The sequence below is a fragment of the Micromonospora sp. BL1 genome (genome assembly GCF_003667485.1).
Lineage (GTDB): Bacteria > Actinomycetota > Actinomycetes > Mycobacteriales > Micromonosporaceae > Micromonospora > Micromonospora tulbaghiae.
In genome coordinates this window covers 1-19855 of sequence record NZ_RCVK01000209.1, presented here as the reverse complement: position 1 = coordinate 19855, position 19855 = coordinate 1, and the positions used below count along the sequence as shown (strand labels likewise).

Sequence of the window (19855 nt, the reverse complement as noted above, 5' to 3'; positions counted from 1 at the left end):
CGCGGTGGTGCGGTCAGCTCACCGCGGCGAGGAACTCGCTGTAGAACAGGCCCAGCGCGATGGCCACGCCGATACCGGCGATGATCCAGAACCGGACCACGATGTTGACCTCGCTCCAGCCGGCCAGCTCGAAGTGGTGCTGCAACGGCGACATCCGGAACACGCGCTTGCCGGTGGTGCGGAAGGAGATGACCTGGATGACCACGGACATCGTGATGATCACGAACAGGCCGCCCAGGATCGGCAGCAGCAGGATGGTCCGGGTGGACATGGCCATGCCGGCGATCAGGCCGCCCAACCCGAGCGCGCCGGTGTCACCCATGAAGATCCGCGCCGGGGACGTGTTCCACCACAGGAAGCCCACGCAGGCCCCGGCCGCCGCGCCGGCGATCAGCGCGATCTCCAGCGGGTCGCGCACCGTGTAGCAGTACGACTCGGTGTAGTTCGGGTCGGCGCACCAGTGCCGGTACTGCCAGAACGCGATCAGCGCGTACGCCGCGAGCACCATCACCGAGGCGCCGGTGGCCAGGCCGTCCAGGCCGTCGGTGAGGTTGACGCCGTTGGTGGCCGCCATGACCACCATGATGATGACGATCACCGCGCCGATCTTGCCGATCTCCAGCGCCGGGATGTCCCGGATGAAGCTCAGCGTGGTGCTGCCCACCGTCTCGGTGTTCGTCGCGTTGCCGCCGGCGTCGGTCATGCTCGACGGGAAGTAGACGGCCACCGCGCCGAACACGGCACCGACCAGGATCTGCCCGGCCAGCTTGCCCCGCTTGTTGAGGCCGCCGCTGTGCCGCTTGCGCACCTTCAGGAAGTCGTCGATGAAGCCGACCGCGCCGGAGAACACCATCAGCCCCAGCAGCACCAGCGCCGTGATGGTCGGCTCGACCTGGGCGATCTGCGCGTCCGGCAGCGTGGTCAGGGCAAGGTGCCCGGCGACGTACGCGATGACCGTGGCCAGGATGAAGACCACGCCGCCCATCGTCGGCGTGCCCTTCTTGCCCTCGTTGCTGGCGAGCCCGAGATTCGATCGGATCGGCTGGCCGGCCTTCAGCCGGGCGAACACCTTGATCGCGATCGGGGTGCAGAACAGCGAGATCAGGAACGCGACCCCGATGGCGACGATGACCGCCCTCATGCGGCGCCGCCCTCCGTCGCACCCGCACGGGCGTCCGCGCGCAACGCGTCGGCCACCTCCCAGGTCCGGTACCGGGAGCCCTTCACCAGCACCACGTCCCCTGGACGCAGCTCGCTCCGCAGCACCTCGACGGCCGCCGCCTGATCGGTGAGCAGCACCGACTCTCCTCCCCAATTACCTACCGCTGTCGCGCCCTCGTGGATCGGCGCCGCCGGCTCGCCCACCACGAGCAGCCGGTCCACTCCCAGCTCGGCCGCGAGCCGGCCGACCTGCTGATGCCCCTGGAGTTCGAAGTCACCCAGCTCGGCCATGTAGCCGAGCACCGCGACGGTACGCCCGTCGCCGCGCATGCTGGCCAGCGCCCGCAGCGCCACGCCGGTGGACGCCGGGTTGGCGTTGTACGAGTCGTCGATCACGGTCACCCCGTCGGGACGCTCGAAGACGTCCATCCGGCGGGTCGAGACCAGGCCCAGCTCGTTCAGCGCCGCCGCCAGGTCGGGCAGCGGCAGGCCCAGCTCCCGGCCGACAGCCGCGGCGGCGAGCGAGTTGGAGACCTGGTGCCGGCCGGTCAGCCCGAGCCGCACCGGCGCGCTGCCCTCCGGCGTGACCAGGGTGTACGAGGGCCGTCCCCGGCCGTCGAGCGTCACGTCCACGGCGCGCACGTCGGCGCGCTCCGACTCGCCGTAGCGCACCACCCGGGCACCGGTACGCGACGCCATCGCGTCCACCCGCGGGTCGTCTGCGTTGAGCACCGCCAGCCCGTCGTCGGGCAGCGCCTCGACCAGTTCGCCCTTGGCGAGCGCGATGGTCTCCACCGAGCCGAACTCGCCCAGGTGCGCCACGCCCACGTTGAGGACCACGGAGATCCGCGGCGGCACCACGTCGCACAGGTAGCGGACGTGCCCGACCCCGCGGGCGCCCTTCTCCATCACCAGGTAGCGGGTCTCCGGCGTGGCCTGCAACGCGGTGTACGGGTGCCCCAGCTCGTTGTTGAACGAGCCGGGCGGCGCCACCGTCGGGCCGAGCCGCACCGCGAGCTGGGCGATCAGGTCCTTGGTGGTGGTCTTGCCGGACGAGCCGGTCAGCCCGATCACGGTCAGCCCGGGCAGCCGGTCCACCACCGCGCGGGCCAGCCGGCCCATCGCGTCGAGCGCGTCGCCGACGAGCACCATCGGCACGCCCGGCACCTCCCGGGTGCCGAGCACCGCCACCGCGCCGGCCGAGATCGCACCGGCCGCGTAGTCGTGGCCGTCGACCCGCTCGCCGGGGAAGGCGACGAACAGCCCGCCCGGGTTCACCTTGCGGGAGTCGAACTCGACGGTGCCGGTGACCCGGGCGTCCGGGTCGGCGCCGACGAGCCGGCCGTCGACGGCGGCGGCCACCTCGGCCAGCGTCAGCGGGATCACCGCTGACCCACCAGGTCGCCGAAGCGGGCGCGCAGCGCCGCCGCCAGCTCCACCCGGTCGTCGAACGGCAGCACCTCGCCGCCGATCTCCTGGCCGCGTTCCTGGCCCTTGCCCAGCACCGCCACCACGTCACCCGGTTCGGCCACCCGGACCGCCTCCTCGATCGCCGCCCGCCGCCCGGGCACCTCGATGACGCGGGCCGGGGTCGCGGCGGCGTACGCGCCGGCCAGCACCTCGGCCCGGATCGCGGCCGGGTCCTCGGTCCGCGGGTTGTCGTCGGTCACCAGCACCACGTCGGCGCCGCGCGCGGCCACGCCGCCCATCACCGGCCGCTTGCCCCGGTCCCGGTCGCCGCCGGCGCCCAGCACGCAGATCAGCCGGCCTTCGGTCAGGTCGCGCAGCGCGATGAGCACCGCCTCGATCGCGTTGGCCTTGTGCGCGTAGTCGACCACCCCGCGTACCGGCGCGTCGCCGCTGACCAGTTCCAGCCGGCCGGGCACGCCGCCGCAGGCGGCCACGCCGCGCGCCGCGGTCTCCGCGTCCACTCCGGCGGCGACCAGCAGCGCCACCGCCAGCAGCGCGTTCGCGACGTTGTGCCGGCCGGGCAGCGCCACGCCGGTGGGCAGCGCCAGGCCGTCCGGCCCGTGCAGCGTGAAGCGCTGCGCGTAGCCCTCGCCGTCGATCCCGTCGGCCCACCAGGTCGCGTCCGGGTCGCCGGCCGCCGAGTAGGTGACGGTGCCCGGCTTGTGCAGCGGACGCAGCGCCGGGTCGTCGTGGTTGAGCACCTCGACCCGGCAGCGGCCGTCGAACAGCTTGGCCTTGGCCGCGAAGTAGTCCGCCTCGTCGGCGTGGAAGTCCAGGTGGTCGGAGCCGAAGTTGGTGTAGCCGCCGACGTCGAACCGGACGCCGCCGACCCGGCCCATGGCGAGGGCGTGGCTGGACACCTCCATGACCACGGTGTCCACCCCGTGCTCGCGGGCCACCGCGAGCATGGCGTGCAGGTCGGTGGCCTCCGGGGTGGTCCGGACGCTGTCGATCACCAGGTCGCCGAGGCGGGTCTCCACGGTGCCGATCAGCCCGGTGACGTGCCCGGCGGCGCGCAGCCCCGACTCGACCAGGTAGCTGGTGGAGGTCTTGCCGGCGGTGCCGGTCACCCCGATCACGGTCAGGCCGGCGGTCGGGTCGCCGTACACGGTCGCGGCCACCTCGCCGAGCGCGTCGCGCGGGTCGTCGACGACGAGCACGGGCAGGCCGGTCCCGGCGGCGAGCGCCGCGCCGGCCGGGTCGGTCAGCAGGGCCACCGCGCCCGCCTCGGCGGCGGCCGCGGCGAACTCCGCGCCGTGGCGCCGGGCGCCGGGCAGGGCGGCGTACAGGTCGCCGGGGCGTACCTCCTGGGAGGCGTGGGTCACGCCGGTGACGGCCAGTTCGGCGGCCTCCTCCGGCGGGGTCGCCGCCACGCGGGCGGCGAGGTCGCCGAGCCGTACGGGGCGCACGGTTGTGGGACGTGGATTGCCGGGCACGGCGTCAGACCCTACCCGGTCGTCCGGTTCCGACCGCACAGCCGCCCCGGTGGTTCGTCGCCACTCACCGATGATGTCCCGCCGTCCCCGCTCAGCGCGGAAAGACCTCGAACTTCGGGGACTTGTTGGTGAGCGACGGCGGCACCCGGTAGTGGCGGAGAGTGAAGCCCATCATCTCCCGGAACGCGGGCGCGGCGACCGCGCCGCCCCCGCCGCCGGGGCTCCACACGAACACGGCGACGACGTACCGGGGGTTCTCCGCCGGGGCCATGCCGATGAACGAGCCGACCTCGCCGGGCTGCTGTTTGCCGCCGTCGTAGCGCAGGCCGGTGCCGGTCTTGCCGGCCACCCGGTAGCCGGGCACGGCCGCGGCCAGCCCGGTCGCCCGGCCGTCCGGGCCGTCGACCGTGGTGACCGCCTCCATCATCTGGCGCAGCGCCGCCGCGTTGGCCGGGCTGAGCACCGAGCGGGTGGTGGGCGCCGCGGCGGGGCTGCGCTCGCCGTCCGCGCCGATGGTCTCCTTGACCAGGTGCGGCTGCACGTACGTGCCGTTGTTGGCGATGGTGGCGTACGCGGCGGCCATCTGCAGCGGCGTGGCGTCCACGCTGTGCCCGATCGGCACCGACCCGTACGCCGAGCCGCTCCACTGGTCGGGCGGGAGCAGCCGCCCGGCCGCCTCGCCCGGCATGCCCTCGCCGGTCACCTGGCCCAGCCCGAACCGCTTCTGGTAGTCGAAGAGCCGTTCCTTGCCGAGCTTCTCGCCGATCTCGATGGTGCCGACGTTCGAGGAGAAGGCGAGCATGCCGGGGATGCTCATGGTGCGGCCGTCGACCGGGTGGGTGTCGCGGAAGGTGACCCCGCCCCTGTCGATCGTGTTGGGGACCGGGAACGCGGTGTCCGGGGTGATCACGCCCTCCTGGAGCGCGGCGCCGAAGGTGATCGCCTTGTGGATCGAGCCCGGGTCGACGACGAACGTGGTGGCCGCGTCGTCGCGGTCCGACGGCGAGGTGACCTTCGTGGGGTTGGCCGCGTCGTACGTCGGCTGGCTGGCCTGGGCCAGCACCTCGCCGCTGGGGATCTCGATGATCACCGCGGCGCCGACGCTGCCCTTCACCTTGGCGGTCTGCTTCGCCAGGATCCGCTGCGTCATGAACTGGAGGTCCCGGTCGACGGTGAGCTTCAGCGAGCTGCCCGGCTGCGGCTGGGTGGTGCGGCTGTAGCCGCCCGGGATGGGCGCGGCCAGGTCACCGAGGCCCACCTCGTAGGTCCGTTTGCCGGCCTGCCCGCGCAGCACGTCGTCGTACTTGGCCTCCAGCCCTTCCAGGCCGTTCATGTCCTGGCTGACGAAGCCGATCAGGTTGGCGGCCAGGTCACCGCCGGGCACCTCGCGCCGCTCGTCGCGGTGCACGTTGATGCCGGCCAGGTCGAGCTCCATGATCCGCTTGGCGGTCGCGATCTCCACACCGCGGGCCAGGTAGACGAACTGCAACGGGGTGTCGGTGCCGGGCAGGGTGCGCTTGCGCATCTTCTCGGCCAGGTCGGACACGGGCACGCCGAGCAGCGGGGAGAGCAGACGCGCGGTGGCGAACCGGTCCTTGACCCGGGTCGGGTCGGCGAACACGTACCGGGCCTCGACGCTGTGCGCCAGCGGCTCGCCGCTGCGGTCGAGGATCGCCCCGCGCGGGGCGGGCAACTCGACCACGGCGAGCCGGTTGGGCAGCCCGCCGTCGGCGTACGCCGGGGTGTCCACGGTCTGGAGGTAGACCAGCCGCACGCCGATGCTGGCGAACAACGCCAGCGCCAGCACGGTGCCGAGCCGCAGCCGCCGGCGCGGGTCGCCGAGTCGCGGCGGCCGTCGCGGCTTGCGTACCGGGCGGCGGGGCTGGGCGGCGGGGCGGCGCGGCTGGGACCGGCGGCGCGGCGGCGGCGCGTCCTCGTCGTCGTCGAACGGTTCCCGCACCGGCCGGGACGAGACGGTCCGCACCACGCCGGCCCGGCCGCCCGCGGCGGTGGACCGGCGGCCGGACCGGGCGCCGTCGGTCGCGGGCTCGCGCGTGCCGGCCCGCCCGGCCCGGCCGCCGTCGAGCACCTGCAACGCGGGCCGGAACGGGTCGCCGGACCGGTTGCTGCGGGGGGTACGCCGTTGCTCGGCGCCGCCCTCGCGCACGGTCCGCCCACGCGGGGTGTACGCGCGGGCGTCGGAGATCCCGCCGAGGCCCGGCTCGCGCGGCTCCGACCCCCGCGACGATCCGCGCCGGGAGCCCGTGGCGTCCCGGCGCGGATCATCCGATCTCGGCGGCATGACTCAGCCTCCGTTGCCCTGCTGGCTGGTGACCGACGGGGCGCCCTGCGCGGGGTGCGGCACCCCGATGGTCTGCCCGTCCGGCAGCCGGATGTAGGCCGGGTCCTCGGACTCGACCAGGCCGAGCCGCCGGGCGTTGGCGGTCAGGTTGCCGGGCGCCTTCTGCTCGGCGATCTCCTTCTTCAGCTCCTGCTCGTCCACGTCCAGCTTGGCCTGCTGCTGCTGGAGCTTCTCCAGCTTGAACGCGTTCTCGTTGATCTTGGTGTTGACCGCCAGGATGCCCAGCACCCCACCGACCACCAGCACCAGGATCAGCGCGACGAACGGAGCCCGGGGCACCCGGATCGGCGCCGGCGGGGCGACCCGCAGGCGCGGCGCCGGCGCACCGGTGACCCGGGTACGCTCGGCCGGCCGCAGGGCGGCGCTGCCCTGCGTCGGGAACTCGCGCGTCCCCCGGGCGCGAGTCGCCTCCCGGCGGTCGGTCGCTGTCGTGTCCCGCGTGGTGCGCTGCGCCGCGGTCCGGCCCCCCGACCGCGGTGCGCGCTGCCCGACGGCTCCCCGGCCGTCGCGCTTCTCGACGTTCATGTCCCCTCCCCCTCCTCGTCCGTCCCGTTCGCGTCCCCCGGGGCCGACGCGGGATCCTTGCCGGACCCCGGTGACCCCGTCCCCGGTTGGTGCATCGCCTTCACCCGGCGGCGGTACCGTTCGCGGTCGGTACGCCCCTGCCGGGCCGCCTCCGGATCAAGCCGTTCCGCGGCCCGCAGCCGCACCGAGGCGGCACGCGGGTTCGCGGCCACCTCCGCCTCCCCGGGCAGCTCGGCGCCCCGGCTCAACAGCCGGAACGTCGGGCCCGACCCGGGCAGCTCGACCGGGAGGTCGACCGGGCCCTTACTGCGGACCCGGTCGGCGAGCGCCTGCTTGGTGAGCCGGTCCTCCAGCGAGTGGTAGGACAGGACCACCATGCGGCCGCCCACTGTGAGCTTGTCCAGAGCAGCCGGCAGCGCCGTCTCCAGCGCTGCCAGTTCTCTGTTTACCTCGATCCGCAAAGCCTGAAACGTTCTCTTTGCCGGGTGTCCACCGGTTCGTCGGGCCGGTGCCGGAATGGCGTCCCGCACCAGCTCGGCCAGCCGGGCCGACGACGTGATCCGGGCGCGCTCCCGTTCCCGGATGATCGCCGAGGCGATCTTCCCGGCGAACTTCTCCTCGCCGTACACCCGCAGCAGGCGGGCCAGGTCCGGGTGGGAGTAGGTGTTGACCACCTCCTCGGCGGTCACCCCCCGGGTCTGGTCCATCCGCATGTCCAGCGGCGCGTCCTGCGCGTACGCGAACCCGCGGTCGGGCGCGTCCAGTTGCAGGGACGAGACGCCGAGGTCGAACAGCACCCCGTCGATCGCCGGGTAACCGAGCCGGTCGAGCACCTCGGGCAGCTCGTCGTAGACGGCGTGCTCCAGGTGGATCCGGTCGGCGAACCGGGCCAGGCGGACCCGCGCGTGGGCGAGCGCCTCGGTGTCCCGGTCCAGGCCGATCAGCACCGTGTCCGGATGCGCCGAGAGCACCGCCTCGGCGTGCCCGGCCAGGCCGAGCGTGGCGTCGACGTGCACGGTGCGACCGGGCCGGCCCAGTGCGGGGGCCAGCAGCTCGAGACACCGCTCGAGCAGCACCGGCACGTGCGTGCCGCGTAGCTCCCCCATCTCGACCCCCACCCCGTTCGCCAACCGTTCCGTCATGTGTCCGTCGTCGCCACGACGCCTCGCCATACCGCCAGATCCCCATCCGCTCCCGCCCGCCGGAGGCCGCGGCCCTCCGTGTCGGATCGTGCGCCTGGCACCGGGGAAGGGGTGCCAGGAACTCGAAAGCGGCTGGAGATCTCGCAGTACGTCGGGCGCCGTCACGCCCTACAGACCGCCGGGCAGCACCCCCTCCTCGATGTCGGCGAAGTCGTCTTCGCTCTCCGCGAGGTAGGCCTCCCAGGCCGCCTTGTCCCAGATCTCCACCCGGGTGCTCGCTCCGATCACGACCAGATCCCGGTCCAGTGCCGCGTACGACCGCAGATGGCCGGGAATGGTGACCCGCCCCTGCTTGTCCGGCACCTCGTCGTGCGCGCTGGCGAAGAAGACCCGGCTGTAGGCCCGGGCCGCCTTGCTCGTCATCGGCTGCGCGCGCAACTGGTCCGCGATCCGCTGGAACTCGGGCATCGGGAAGACGTAGAGGCAGCGCTCCTGCCCTTTGGTGATCACGACACCCCCCGCCAGTTCGTCCCGGAACTTCGCCGGCAGGATCAACCGGCCTTTGTCGTCCAGGCGCGGAGTGTGGGTGCCGAGGAACATCGGCCCAACCCCCTCGCCCTGAGCGGCGTTCGCGGCGCCGCTGACCCCCCGGGCCGGTGTGGCCCTCCCGGCCTCACCATCGCGCCCCACTCTACTCCACTTCCCTCCACCTGCAACCAGAATCGCCCGCGCGGCGTGGCGTTTCCGCGCGCAAAACCGCACGTCAACGCGGGTGGGGCGGAGTGGAGGGGGTGGGGCGCGCCCCACACCGTCCGCTACCCGACATCGACCGCCGCCGTCCGGCCCCGCGCGCTCCGGCCGTCCGCCGGGTCCTCCCCGGCCGAACGGTTCGCCGTCGGCGGCGATCTGGCGGAGGTGGTGGTCCGGTAACCTCGCTCGGGTGACGGACGCGAAGATGCCCTTGCGGGCAAAGGTGGCCAGCTCCGTGTCGCGCACCGCCGCGGCGCTGTCGCGGGCCGCGGGTCGTGGCGACGGCTCGGTGATCGGCGGCTGGATCGGCCTCAAGATCGACCCGGACCTGCTCGCCCATCTCTCGGCCGGGCGCGCCATCGCCCTGGTGTCCGGCACCAACGGCAAGACCACCACCACCCGGCTCACCACCGCCGCGGTCGGCGTGCTGGGCCGGGTCGCCACCAACTCCTTCGGCGCGAACATGCCCACCGGCCACACCTCGGCGCTCGCCAAGGCCGGCAGCACGCCGTACGCGGTGCTGGAGGTGGACGAGCACTACCTCGCCCAGGTGCTGGAGGCGACCGAGCCGCACGTGGTGGCGCTGCTCAACCTCTCCCGCGACCAGCTCGACCGCGCCAAGGAGGTCGCCATGATGGCGCAGCTCTGGCGCGCCGCCCTGGTCCGGCACCCGCGGATCCGGGTGGTCGCCAACGCCGACGACCCGATGGTGGTGTGGGCCGCCTGCCCGCCGGCCGACCCGGCGCAGGGTCACGTGCCGCCGCACGTCACCTGGTTCAGCGCCGGGCAGCGCTGGCACGACGACTCCTGGGTCTGCCCCGAGTGCGGCTCCACCATCCAGCGCTCCGGCGAGCAGTGGTGGTGCACCGGCTGCCCGCTGCGCCGCCCCGAGCCGAACTGGACGGTCGAGGACGACGGCGTGCTCGACCCCACCGGCGCCTGGCACAAGATCCGGCTCCAGCTCCCCGGCAAGGTCAACCTCGGCAACGCGGCCACCGCCCTGGCCGTCGCCGCCGAGTTCGGCGTACGCCCGGTGGACGCGGTGTCCCGGCTCGGCACCGTCACCTCGGTGGCCGGCCGCTACGCCCAGGTCGACCGCGACGGGCGCAACATCCGGCTGCTGCTGGCGAAGAACCCGGCGAGCTGGCTGGAGGCGTTCGACATGGCCGACGTCGCGCCGACACTGCTGTCCATCAACGCCCGCGACCCCGACGGGCTGGACACCTCCTGGCTGTTCGACGTGGACTTCTCCCCGCTGACCGGCCGGCAGGTGCTGATCACCGGCGACCGGGCGTACGACCTGGCGGTGCGGTTGGAGGTCAACGGCGTGCCGTTCCGGCACGTACGCAGCTTCGACGAGGCCGTCCGCGCCGTGCCGCCGGGCCGGCTGGAGGTCATCGCCAACTACACCGCCTTCCAGGACATCCGAGCGGAGCTGGACCGTGTCAACTGAGAGCCTGCGCATCGTCTGGATCTATCCCGACCTGCTGTCCACTTACGGCGACCGGGGCAACGCGCTGATCCTGGCCCGCCGGGCCCAGCTGCGCGGCATGCCGGTCGAGGTGCTGGAGGTCCGCTCCGACCAGCGGCTGCCCGCCACCGCCGACATCTACCTGATCGGCGGCGGCGAGGACGGCCCGCAGGCGCTCGGCGCCCAGCGCCTGATCGCCGACGGCGGCCTGCACCGGGCGGTGGCCCAGGGTTCGGTGGTGTTCGGCGTCTGCGCCGGCTACCAGCTTCTCGGCACCTCCTTCTTCGCCAAGGGCACCCGCTGCGCCGGCCTGGAGCTGCTCGACCTCTCCTCCGACCGCGGCCCCACCCGGGCGGTGGGCGAGCTGGCCGGTGAGGTCGACCCGCGGCTGGGCATCCCGCACCTGTCCGGGTTCGAGAACCACGGCGGCCGCACCCACCTCGGCCCGGGCGTGTCCCCGCTGGCCCGGGTCACCACCGGCGTCGGCAACGACGGGGCCACCGAGGGCGCGTGGCGGGGCAAGCTGCTCGGCACCTACTCGCACGGGCCGGCGCTGGCCCGCAACCCGGACCTGGCCGACCTGCTGCTGCGCTGGGCGACCGGCATCCACCAGCTCCCCCCGCTCGACGACACCTGGGCCGACCGCCTCCGCTCCGAGCGCCGCGCTGCGGTGGCCGCCGCACCGAGGCCGTGACCGACGCCGCCCGGCCGGGGCGGCGACCGGTGGCCCGCCGGCTCGCCGGGTTGCTGCGGCAGCCCTCGGCGCGCCGGTTCGGGCTGCTCCTGCTGCTGCTCGCCGGGTTCGGCGTGACGCTGCTGCTGGTGCCCCGGCCGGGCCCGGCCGACCTGCCCCGGCTCGCCGACTCGCTCGGCGGCTACGGTCCGCCCGCGGCGGTGGTCGGCGGCGCGCTGCTGCTGGTGGCGCTGGTGCCGCGGACGTTCGTCACGCTGGCCGCGGGCGCGATCTTCGGCCCGGTGCAGGGCGCCGCGTACGCGCTCGGCGCGGCACTGCTCGCGGCGGCCATCGGCTTCACGGTCGGCCGGATGCTCGGCCGCGACTTCGTCGCCGAGCGGGTACGCGGACGGCTGGCCCGCCTCGACGGCTGGTTCGCCCGGCAGAGCGTCTTCGGCGTGGTGACCGTACGGCTGCTGCCGATCGCCGGGTTCGGGCTGGTCAGCTACGGCTACGGCACCACCGCCGCCCGGGTGCTGCCGTTCCTGGCCGGCAGCGTGATCGCCTCCGCCCCGACCGCCATCGGCTACGCGGCGCTCGGCGCGGCCGTGACCACGCCCGGTTCGATCAACTGGTACGCGGCCGCGCCGGCCAGCCTCGGCCTGATCGCCAGCGTGCTGATCATCCACCGCTGGTGGCGGGCGGAACGGCGGCGCCGGTCCGAGCCGGCATGACCGGCGGTGGGCGCGTCCCCGATGTGGACACGCCCACCGGCCGGGTCAGGCGACGACCGAGACCATCCGGCCCTTCACCACGATCACCTTGCGCGGCTCCTTGCCGGCCAGCGTGCCCGCGACCGCCTCCAGCGCCGTCGCGCGGACGGTCTCCTCGGTCGCGTCGGCCGGCACCTCGATCCGGCCGCGGACCTTGCCGTTGACCTGCACCGGGTACGTGACCGACTCGGCCACCAGCAGGGCCGGGTCGGCGACCGGGAAGTCGGCGTACGCCAGCGAGGTGCCGTGGCCCAGCTTGCGCCACAGCTCCTCGGCCATGTGCGGGGCGAACGGGGCGACCATCAGCACCAGCGGCTCGGCCACCTCGCGCGGCGTACGCGGCAGCCGGGTCAGGCCGTTGGTCAGCTCGATCAGCTTGGCGATGGCGGTGTTGAAGCGGATCCCGTCCATGTCGGCGCGGACCCCGTCGATCGTCTTGTGCAGCAGCCGCCGGGTCGCCTCGTCGGCCGGTTCGTCGGTGACCCGCAGCTCGCCGGTCTGCTCGTCTACGACGCTGCGCCAGACCCGCTGCAGGAACCGGTACGAGCCGACCACGGCCCGGGTGTCCCACGGGCGGGACACCTCCAGCGGGCCCATCGACATCTCGTACACCCGGAACGTGTCCGCGCCGTACGCCGCGCACATGTCGTCCGGGGTGACCACGTTCTTCAGCGACTTGCCCATCTTGCCGTACTCGCGCCGGACCTCGGTCTCGCCGTGGAACCAGCGGCCGTCGACCTCGACGACCTCCTCGGCGGGCACGTACGCGCCGCGCGAGTCGACGAACGCGTACGCCTGGATCATGCCCTGGTTGAACAGGCGGCGGAACGGCTCGAACGACGAGACGTGGCCCAGGTCGTACAGCACCTTGTGCCAGAAGCGGGCGTACAGCAGGTGCAGCACGGCGTGCTCGGCGCCGCCGACGTACAGGTCGGTGCCCCCGCAGTCGCCGTCGCGGCGCGGACCCATCCAGTACGCCTCGTTCTCCGGGTCGGCGAAGCGCTGCGAGTCGGTCGGGTCCAGGTAGCGCAGCTCGTACCAGCAGGAGCCGGCCCACTGCGGCATCACGTTCGTCTCACGGGTGTAGCGCTTGGGCCCGTCGCCCAGGTCCAGCTCCACCTCCACCCAGTCGCGCCGCCGCGACAGCGGGGTCTCCGGATCGCTGTCGGCGTCCTCCGGGTCGAACGTCTTCGGCGAGAAGTCCTCCACCTCGGGCAGCTCGACCGGCAGCATCGACTCGGGCAGCGCGATCGGCGCCCCGGTCTCGTCGTACACGATCGGGAACGGCTCGCCCCAGTAGCGCTGCCGGGAGAACAGCCAGTCGCGCAGCCGCCAGGTGACCGCGCCGGCGCCGTGCCCGTTGGCCTCCAGCCACTCGATGATGCGCGCCTTCGCGTCGGCCACGCCCAGGCCGTCCAGGTCGATGCCGCGATCCGGCGCGGCGCTGTTGATCGCCGGACCGTCCCCGGTGTACGCCTTGCCGTCGAAGCCCTCCGGCGGCTGCACGGTCCGTACGATCGGCAGCTCGAACACCTCGGCGAAGGCCCAGTCCCGCTCGTCCTGGGCGGGTACCGCCATGATCGCGCCGGTGCCGTACCCGGCCAGCACGTAGTCGGCGATGAAGATCGGGATCTGCCCGCCGGTCACCGGGTTGGTGGCGTAGGCGCCGACGAAGACGCCGGTCTTCTCCTTGCTGTCCGCCTGCCGCTCCACGTCCGTCTTGGCCGCGGCGGCCTTCCGGTACGCCTCGACGGCCTCGCGCGGGCCGGCGTGCCCGCCGGTCCAGGCGTCCCGGGTGCCCTCCGGCCAGGTGGCCGGCGTCAGCACGTCGACCAGCTCGTGCTCGGGCGCCAGCACCATGTAGGTGGCGCCGAAGACGGTGTCCGGCCGGGTGGTGAACACCCGCACCGGGGCCGCCTCGGTCGGGAAGTCGATGTGCGCGCCGGTCGACCGGCCGATCCAGTTGCGCTGCTGCAGCTTGATCGGCTCCGGCCAGTCCAGCGTGTCCAGATCCTCCAGCAGCCGGTCCCCGTACGCGGTGATCCGCATCATCCACTGCTTCAGGTTGCGCTTGAAGACCGGGAAGTTGCCGCGCTCGGAACGGCCGTCGGCGGTGACCTCCTCGTTGGCCAGCACGGTGCCCAGCCCCGGGCACCAGTTCACCGGCGCCTCCGAGACGTACGCCAGGCGGTGGTCGTCGACGATGCGCCGCCGCTCCCCCACGGACAGCTCGGCCCACGGACGTCCGTCCGGGGTGGCGCGGGTGCCGCCCTCGAACTCGGCGATCAGCTCGGCGATCGGCCGGGCCTTGCGCGCGTCCGCGTCGTACCAGGAGTTGAAGATCTGCAGGAAGATCCACTGGGTCCAGCGGTAGAAGTCGGTGTCGATGGTCGCCACCGAACGCCGCTCGTCGTGGCCCAGCCCCAGCCGGCGCAGCTGCGCCCGGTACCGCTCGATGTTGGCCTCGGTGGTGGTCCGGGGGTGGGTGCCGGTCTGCACCGCGTACTGCTCGGCGGGCAGGCCGAACGCGTCGAAGCCCATCGCGTGCAGCACATTGCGCCCGGCCATCCGCTGGTAGCGGGCGTAACAGTCGGTGCCGATGTAGCCCAGCGGGTGACCGACGTGCAGGCCGGCACCGGACGGGTACGGGAACATGTCCAGCACGTACAGCTTCTCGGCGCCCGCGCGCGGGTGGCCCGGGTCGGCCAGTGGACCGGCCGGGTTCGGCGCGTGGAAGGTGCCCTCCCGCTCCCAGGTGTCCTGCCAGCGGTGCTCGATCTCGTCGGCCAGGGCGGCGGTGTACCGGAACGGGGGGATGTCGGTCGCCGGTGCGGCTGCCTCACTCATGGCGTCTCCTCGGCGCGGATCGATTCGAAAAAATGTGGGCGGTCTGCTGCGGGCACAAAAAAGCCCCTCGCGCAGGAGGGGCGGCCGTGCTGTCGCGCGTTCAGCGCATCAACACGGCTCGGTAAGAAGCAGGAAGAACCCGGCCATGCAGGCAGTGTACCTCGCACCCCTCGGCGGCGGCGCGCCCGTTCCACGCGCGGCGGCCGGTCCCCCGGTCCGGCGAATATTCCGGGCGTAACCGACCGACCACCTGCGGGAGTCGGCAGTAACGACAAACATGGTTAGCCTGAGAGACCAATGAGATTTCTGCGGCAGACGAGGCTCGGCGTCGCGAACCCAACGGCGGGTCCAGGTGCTCTATAAAGAGCTGCCGTCCAGGCGACGAGGAGGAGGCCCGTGACACAACAGACCTGGGACGAGGTGGGCGGTCTGCTGCCGCACGACGAGTTCCGCGCCGCCAGCGAGGCCATCGTGGCCAACATCGAGCAGGTCATCGAGGGCAAGACCGCCACCGTCCGGCTCGCCCTGGCGGTGCTGCTGGCCGAGGGTCACCTGCTCATCGAGGACGTGCCCGGCGTCGGCAAGACCAAGCTCGCCAAGGCGATGGCCCGGTCCATCGACTGCTCGGTCCGGCGGATCCAGTTCACCCCCGACCTGCTTCCCAGCGACGTCACCGGCGTCAGCGTCTACAACCAGGAGACGCACGACTTCGAGTTCCGCCCCGGCGCGGTCTTCGCCAACCTGGTGGTCGGCGACGAGATCAACCGGGCCTCGCCGAAGACCCAGTCGGCGCTGCTGGAGTGCATGGAGGAGCGGCAGGTCACCGTCGACGGGGTCACCTACCAGTTGCAGACGCCGTTCATGGTGATCGCGACGCAGAACCCGATCGAGATGGAGGGCACCTACCCGCTGCCCGAGGCGCAGCGCGACCGGTTCACCGCCCGCATCGCGATGGGCTACCCGGACCCGCGCGCCGAGCTGGCCATGCTCGACGGGCACGGCGCCACCGACCCGCTGCCGGGCCTGCGGCCGGTCTCCGACGCGGCCACCGTCCGCCGGCTGATCGGCCACGTCCGGCAGGTGCACGTCGCCGACGCCGTCAAGCAGTACGCGATCGACCTGGTCACCGCCACCCGGGAGGCGCCCGACCTGCGGCTCGGCGCGTCCCCGCGGGCCACGCTCCAGCTGCTGCGCACCGCCCGCGCGGTGGCCGCCCTGGAGGGCCGCGACTACGTCCTGCCGGACGACCTCCAGGTCCTCGCGGTGCCGGTGCTGGCGCACCGGATCATCCCCACCGCGGACGCCCAGCTGGCCCGGCGCACCACCGACGCGATCGTCTCCGAGCTGGTGCACCGCCTGCCGCTGCCGCACGACCGGCAGCGCTCGCCGTACGACACCCGGCCCGGCGGCGGCAACAACGGCCGCGGGCCGTACGAGCCGCGGAGGCCGTGACGTGCGTGACGGCCTGCGTGGGCTGACCACCCGCGGCCGCTCCTTCCTGGCGGCCGCGGTGGCCGCGGCGATCTCCGCCGGCATCCTGGGCGAGAAGGACCTGCTCCGGGTGGCGGTCCTGCTCGCCGTGCTGCCGCTGCTGGCCGCCGCGTACGTCGGGCGCAGCCGGTACAAGCTGGCCTGCAACCGGTCGCTGGAGCCGCACCGGGTGCCGGTCGGCGCCAGCTCCCGGGTGGTGCTGCGGCTGCAGAACCTGTCCCGGCTGCCCACCGGCACGCTGCTGCTCGAGGACCGCCTGCCGTACGCGCTGGGCAGCCGGCCCCGGGTGGTGCTGGAGCGGCTCGGCGCGCACCAGGCCAGTTCCGTGGCGTACACGGTCCGCGCGGACGTGCGCGGCCGCTACGAGGTAGGGCCGCTGGTGATCCGGCTGACCGACCCGTTCGGGCTGTGCGAGCTGACCCGGTCGTTCCCCAGCACCGACCACCTCACGGTGATCCCGCAGGTCACCCCGCTGCCCGCGGTGCGGCTGCCGGGTGAGTACGCCGGCAGCGGCGACAGCCGGGCCCGCTCGGTGGCGGTGCACGGCGAGGACGACGCCGCCACGCGGGAGTACCGGATGGGCGACGACCTGCGCCGGGTGCACTGGAAGTCCACCGCCCGCACCGGTGAGCTGATGGTGCGCCGCGAGGAGCAGCCGTGGGAGAGCCGGGCGACGGTGGTGCTCGACACCCGCGCCGCCGGGCACCGGGGCGAGGGCCCGACGGCCAGCTTCGAGTGGGCGGTCTCGGCCGCCGCCAGCATCGCCGTGCACCTGCGCGAGGCCGGCTACAAGCTGCGGCTGGTCACCGGCAACGGGGCCGACGTCGGCGCCACCGAGGCCGGCGGCGAGGGACTGCTGCTCGACCACCTCGCCGACGTGCACCTGGACCGGCGCGGCGAGATCACCGCGCTGGTGCAGCAGGTCCGGCAGCGCGCCGACGGCGGTCTGATCATCGCGCTGCTCGGCACGCTCGGCACCGCCGAGGCGGAGCTGCTGGCCGGGCTGCGCGGCACCGGCGCCACCTGTGTGGCGTTCCTGCTCGACAGCAACACCTGGCTCAACCTCCCGCCGAACGCCCGGACCGAGGCGGAGCGGGCGCACGGTGCCGCCGCGCTCGCGCTGCTGCAGAGCGGCTGGCGGGTCATCGGGGTGGAGCACGGCACCCGACTGCCGATGCTGTGGCCGCAGGCCGGGCGGGGCTCGCAGGGCTTCGCGCTGCGGGCGGCCATGGCCGAGACGGTGGCCGGCGGACGGCGATGACCGGAAGGATGGTCCTGTGACCCCGCACCGCAACATCGGTTTCGTCGCCGCGGCGGCGACGCTGCTGGCGGCGGCCCCGCTGTCGGCGATCTTCGAACGCTGGACCTGGCTGATCCAGGCCGCCGTCGTGGTCGCCGTGGTGGCCGGCTCGGCCGCGTTGAGCCGGCTGGGCCGGATGCCGCTGTGGGGGCAGGTGCTGGCCATGCTGGCCGGGCTGACCCTGGGCCTGACGTGGGTCTTCCCCGGTGGCACCGAGCTGCTCGCGTTCGTGCCGACCCCGGCCACGTTCGGGCACTTCGGCGACCTGCTCCAGACGTCGTTGCAGGACATGCGCTCGTACGGCGTGAAGGTGCCGGACGTCGACTCGCTGCTGTTCCTCGCGGTCCTCGGCATCGGCGCGGTCGCCGTGGTGGTGGACGTGCTCGCGGTCGGGTTGCGCCGGCCCGCGCTGGCCGGCCTGCCGATGCTCGCCATCTACTCGGTGCCGGTCGCGGTGTACGTGGACAGCGTCCCGGCCACCCCGTTCGTGGTGGGCGCCGCCGGTTACCTCTGGCTGCTGGTCACCGACAACGTCGACCGGGTACGCCGGTTCGGCCGCCGGTTCACCGGCGAGGGACGCGACGTGGACGTCTGGGAGGCGTCCCCGCTGGCCGCGGCCGGCCGGCGGCTCGCCGTGGTCGGCGTGATCGTGGCGGTGGCGCTGCCGCTCGCAGTGCCCGGGATGACCGGCGGGCTGCTGAACAACGTCGGCGCCGGGCCCGGCGAGGGCAACGGACGGCCGGGCCAGGGCGGCAGCTCGGGCCGGGTCGACCTGTTCGCGGCGCTCAGCGGCCAGCTCAACCAGAGCGAGGTGATCGATCTGGTCAAGGTCAGCACCAACGAGACGACCCCGTTCTACCTGCGCCTGGGCGTGGTCGACGACCTGCGGCCCAGCGGCTTCCAGGCACGTGTGCCCACCGGGAGGTCGGTCGCCCGTGCGCTGGCCGACCCGGGCGACGACGCCCCGCGCGGCGTCGACCGGCAGCGCTACCGCGCCACCGTCGAGGTGACGAAGAACCTGAACATGCCGTTGCTGCCGGTCTACGCCGAGCCGGTCAAGACCGACGACCTCAACGGCAACTGGCTGTACGACCCGAACCAGCAGGTCGTCTTCTCCAACCGGGACAACGCCCGCGGCAAGAGCTACTCGTTCGACTACGTCCGGTCCACCTTCAGCCCGGCGGCGCTGCGCGCGGCCCCGTCCCTGCCCTCGGACAGCCCGGTGATGCGGCAGCAGACCGAACGGCCGTCCGTCCCGGCGGTCGAGGAGCTGGTCGCGGAGCTGGTCAAGGGCAAGTCGAACAACTACGACAAGGTCCGGGCGATCTACGACTACTTCTCCGTGGAGAACGGCTTCACGTACTCGCTGTCCACCCGCAACGGCAGCAGCGGGGAGGACATCACCGACTTCCTCGCCACCAAGGTCGGCTACTGCCAGCAGTACGCCGCAGCGATGGCCTGGCTGGTCCGGGCCGCCGGCATCCCGGCCCGGGTCGCGGTCGGGTTCAGCAACGGCAGCAAGGCCGACGGCGACGCGTACGTGCTGACCAACCGCAACCTGCACGCCTGGACCGAGGTCAACTTCGGCCCCGCGATCGGCTGGGTGCCGTTCGACGCCACCCCGGCGGCGGCCGTGCCGGGCTCGGTCCGCTCGGCGTGGGCGCCGGACATCGACGCCCCCGAGGAGACCACCCCCTCGACCGGCAGCACCAGCGCTCCCGACGCGGCCGGACCGTCGGCCGGGCCGAACGAGGCGGACCGGCTCGACAAGGACACCGACCAGGGCCTGGCGCTGAACCAGGGCGGCCCCGCCGAGGAGAGCCCGGTCTGGCCGTGGTGGCTGGCCGGTGTGCTGGTGCTGCTGGCGCTGCTCGCCGTACCGGCCCTGCGCCGCTCCGCCCTGCGCCGCCGCCGGCGCGTCCGCGCGGTCGCGCCCGCGGCCACCGCGCTGCCGGTGCCGGGCCAGCGCGGCGAGACACGGCCGGTCGTGGTCGGCGTGGACGCCGAGGCGGCCCGCGCCGACGCGCACGCCGCCTGGGACGAACTGCTCGACACGCTCGTCGACTTCCACGTCCGCGTCGACCCCACGGAGACCCCACGGGCCACCGCCGAGCGGCTGGCCCGGGAGGCGCTCGCCGAGAGGGGGGACGCCGCGACCGGGGTACGCCTGCTCGGCCGGGCCGAGGAACGCGCCCGGTACGCCCGTGACCCGCTGACCGACGCCGGGTTGCCGGCGGCGCTGCGCACGGTCCGGGGCGCGCTGGCGGCGGGCGCGGATCGCCGCACCCGGCTGCTGGCCGCGCTGCTGCCCCCGTCGGTGCTGCAACGCTGGCGTACCGGTCTGGCCGAGCGGTCGGCCCGGGTGGTCACCACGAGCGGTCAGGTCCGGCAGCAGATGACGCGCTGGAGCCCTCGCCGCCTCCTGGCCGGCCGCCCTGCCCGCTGACCCCCTCC

General features: G+C 73.7%; 14 protein-coding genes. 6 read left to right on the top strand and 8 right to left on the bottom strand.

The features are described from left to right. Window positions 1-13: 13 nt before the first annotated feature. The 7 genes from mraY to mraZ form a co-directional block, all read right to left on the bottom strand. Window positions 14-1141 (bottom strand): phospho-N-acetylmuramoyl-pentapeptide-transferase, encoded by a 1128-nt coding sequence (mraY, locus tag EAD96_RS11490; protein ID WP_120568823.1) that lies wholly within the window; start codon window positions 1139-1141, stop codon window positions 14-16. Next, window positions 1138-2547 (bottom strand): UDP-N-acetylmuramoyl-tripeptide--D-alanyl-D-alanine ligase, encoded by a 1410-nt coding sequence (gene murF, locus EAD96_RS11485; protein WP_121684255.1) that lies wholly within the window; start codon window positions 2545-2547, stop codon window positions 1138-1140. The genes mraY and murF overlap by 4 nt, the downstream gene beginning before the upstream one ends. Then, on the bottom strand, window positions 2544-4106 hold the full coding sequence (locus tag EAD96_RS11480) for a UDP-N-acetylmuramoyl-L-alanyl-D-glutamate--2,6-diaminopimelate ligase (protein WP_199733139.1): 1563 nt from the start codon (window positions 4104-4106) through the stop codon (window positions 2544-2546). Before EAD96_RS11480 ends, murF begins: the two co-directional genes overlap by 4 nt. Before the next feature lie 52 nt (window positions 4107-4158). Beyond that, window positions 4159-6369 carry a penicillin-binding protein 2 gene (locus EAD96_RS11475; protein ID WP_121684253.1) on the bottom strand — a complete coding sequence of 737 codons (2211 nt, stop codon included), beginning with the start codon at window positions 6367-6369 and terminating at the stop codon, window positions 4159-4161. Between the two features lie 3 nt (window positions 6370-6372). Next, window positions 6373-6954, bottom strand: coding sequence for a hypothetical protein (locus EAD96_RS11470; RefSeq protein ID WP_121684252.1), 582 nt, complete (start codon window positions 6952-6954; stop codon window positions 6373-6375). After that, window positions 6951-8060, bottom strand: coding sequence for a 16S rRNA (cytosine(1402)-N(4))-methyltransferase RsmH (gene rsmH / locus EAD96_RS11465; RefSeq protein WP_114921323.1), 1110 nt, complete (start codon window positions 8058-8060; stop codon window positions 6951-6953). The genes EAD96_RS11470 and rsmH overlap by 4 nt, the downstream gene beginning before the upstream one ends. A 204-nt stretch (window positions 8061-8264) precedes the next feature. Beyond that, window positions 8265-8696 carry a division/cell wall cluster transcriptional repressor MraZ gene (gene mraZ, locus EAD96_RS11460; RefSeq protein WP_013287610.1) on the bottom strand — a complete coding sequence of 144 codons (432 nt, stop codon included), beginning with the start codon at window positions 8694-8696 and terminating at the stop codon, window positions 8265-8267. Window positions 8697-9051: 355 nt separating this feature from the next. Between mraZ and EAD96_RS11455 the strand changes: the two genes are divergently transcribed. Genes EAD96_RS11455 through EAD96_RS11445 form a run of 3 tightly spaced genes read left to right on the top strand, consistent with a single transcriptional unit; the run spans window position 9052 to window position 11724 of the window. After that, entirely contained in the window at window positions 9052-10299 is a 1248-nt protein-coding gene (locus EAD96_RS11455; RefSeq protein ID WP_013475780.1) for a MurT ligase domain-containing protein, read from the top strand. Next, window positions 10289-11011 carry a type 1 glutamine amidotransferase gene (locus tag EAD96_RS11450; protein WP_013475779.1) on the top strand — a complete coding sequence of 241 codons (723 nt, stop codon included), beginning with the start codon at window positions 10289-10291 and terminating at the stop codon, window positions 11009-11011. The genes EAD96_RS11455 and EAD96_RS11450 overlap by 11 nt, the downstream gene beginning before the upstream one ends. After that, window positions 11008-11724, top strand: coding sequence for a TVP38/TMEM64 family protein (locus EAD96_RS11445; protein ID WP_121684251.1), 717 nt, complete (start codon window positions 11008-11010; stop codon window positions 11722-11724). Before EAD96_RS11450 ends, EAD96_RS11445 begins: the two co-directional genes overlap by 4 nt. Before the next feature lie 45 nt (window positions 11725-11769). Here EAD96_RS11445 and leuS read toward each other — a convergent pair whose 3' ends face one another. Continuing rightward, window positions 11770-14610, bottom strand: coding sequence for a leucine--tRNA ligase (leuS, locus tag EAD96_RS11440; protein WP_121684250.1), 2841 nt, complete (start codon window positions 14608-14610; stop codon window positions 11770-11772). Window positions 14611-15006: 396 nt separating this feature from the next. Here leuS and EAD96_RS11435 point away from each other — a divergent pair, with 396 nt between their 5' ends. Genes EAD96_RS11435 through EAD96_RS11425 form a run of 3 tightly spaced genes read left to right on the top strand, consistent with a single transcriptional unit; the run spans window position 15007 to window position 19847 of the window. Beyond that, window positions 15007-16062, top strand: a complete 1056-nt coding sequence (locus EAD96_RS11435; RefSeq protein ID WP_013287615.1) for a MoxR family ATPase — start codon at window positions 15007-15009, stop codon at window positions 16060-16062. A 1-nt stretch (window position 16063) separates the two neighbouring features. Continuing rightward, window positions 16064-17362 carry a DUF58 domain-containing protein gene (locus EAD96_RS11430; protein ID WP_121684249.1) on the top strand — a complete coding sequence of 433 codons (1299 nt, stop codon included), beginning with the start codon at window positions 16064-16066 and terminating at the stop codon, window positions 17360-17362. A 16-nt stretch (window positions 17363-17378) separates the two neighbouring features. Beyond that, window positions 17379-19847 (top strand): DUF3488 and transglutaminase-like domain-containing protein, encoded by a 2469-nt coding sequence (locus EAD96_RS11425; RefSeq protein ID WP_121684248.1) that lies wholly within the window; start codon window positions 17379-17381, stop codon window positions 19845-19847. The last annotated feature ends 8 nt before the right edge of the window (window positions 19848-19855 follow it).

What these genes read in the sequence shown, in the direction of transcription:
- EAD96_RS11455 (WP_013475780.1), top strand. Translation starts at nt 9,052, where the DNA reads ATGCCCTTGCGGGCAAAGGTGGCCAGCTCCGTGTCGCGCACCGCCGCG.
- mraZ (WP_013287610.1), bottom strand. Translation starts at nt 8,696, where the DNA reads ATGTTCCTCGGCACCCACACTCCGCGCCTGGACGACAAAGGCCGGTTG.
- EAD96_RS11470 (WP_121684252.1), bottom strand. Translation starts at nt 6,954, where the DNA reads ATGAACGTCGAGAAGCGCGACGGCCGGGGAGCCGTCGGGCAGCGCGCA.
- leuS (WP_121684250.1), bottom strand. Translation starts at nt 14,610, where the DNA reads ATGAGTGAGGCAGCCGCACCGGCGACCGACATCCCCCCGTTCCGGTAC.
- rsmH (WP_114921323.1), bottom strand. Translation starts at nt 8,060, where the DNA reads ATGGGGGAGCTACGCGGCACGCACGTGCCGGTGCTGCTCGAGCGGTGT.
- mraY (WP_120568823.1), bottom strand. Translation starts at nt 1,141, where the DNA reads ATGAGGGCGGTCATCGTCGCCATCGGGGTCGCGTTCCTGATCTCGCTG.
- EAD96_RS11475 (WP_121684253.1), bottom strand. Translation starts at nt 6,369, where the DNA reads ATGCCGCCGAGATCGGATGATCCGCGCCGGGACGCCACGGGCTCCCGG.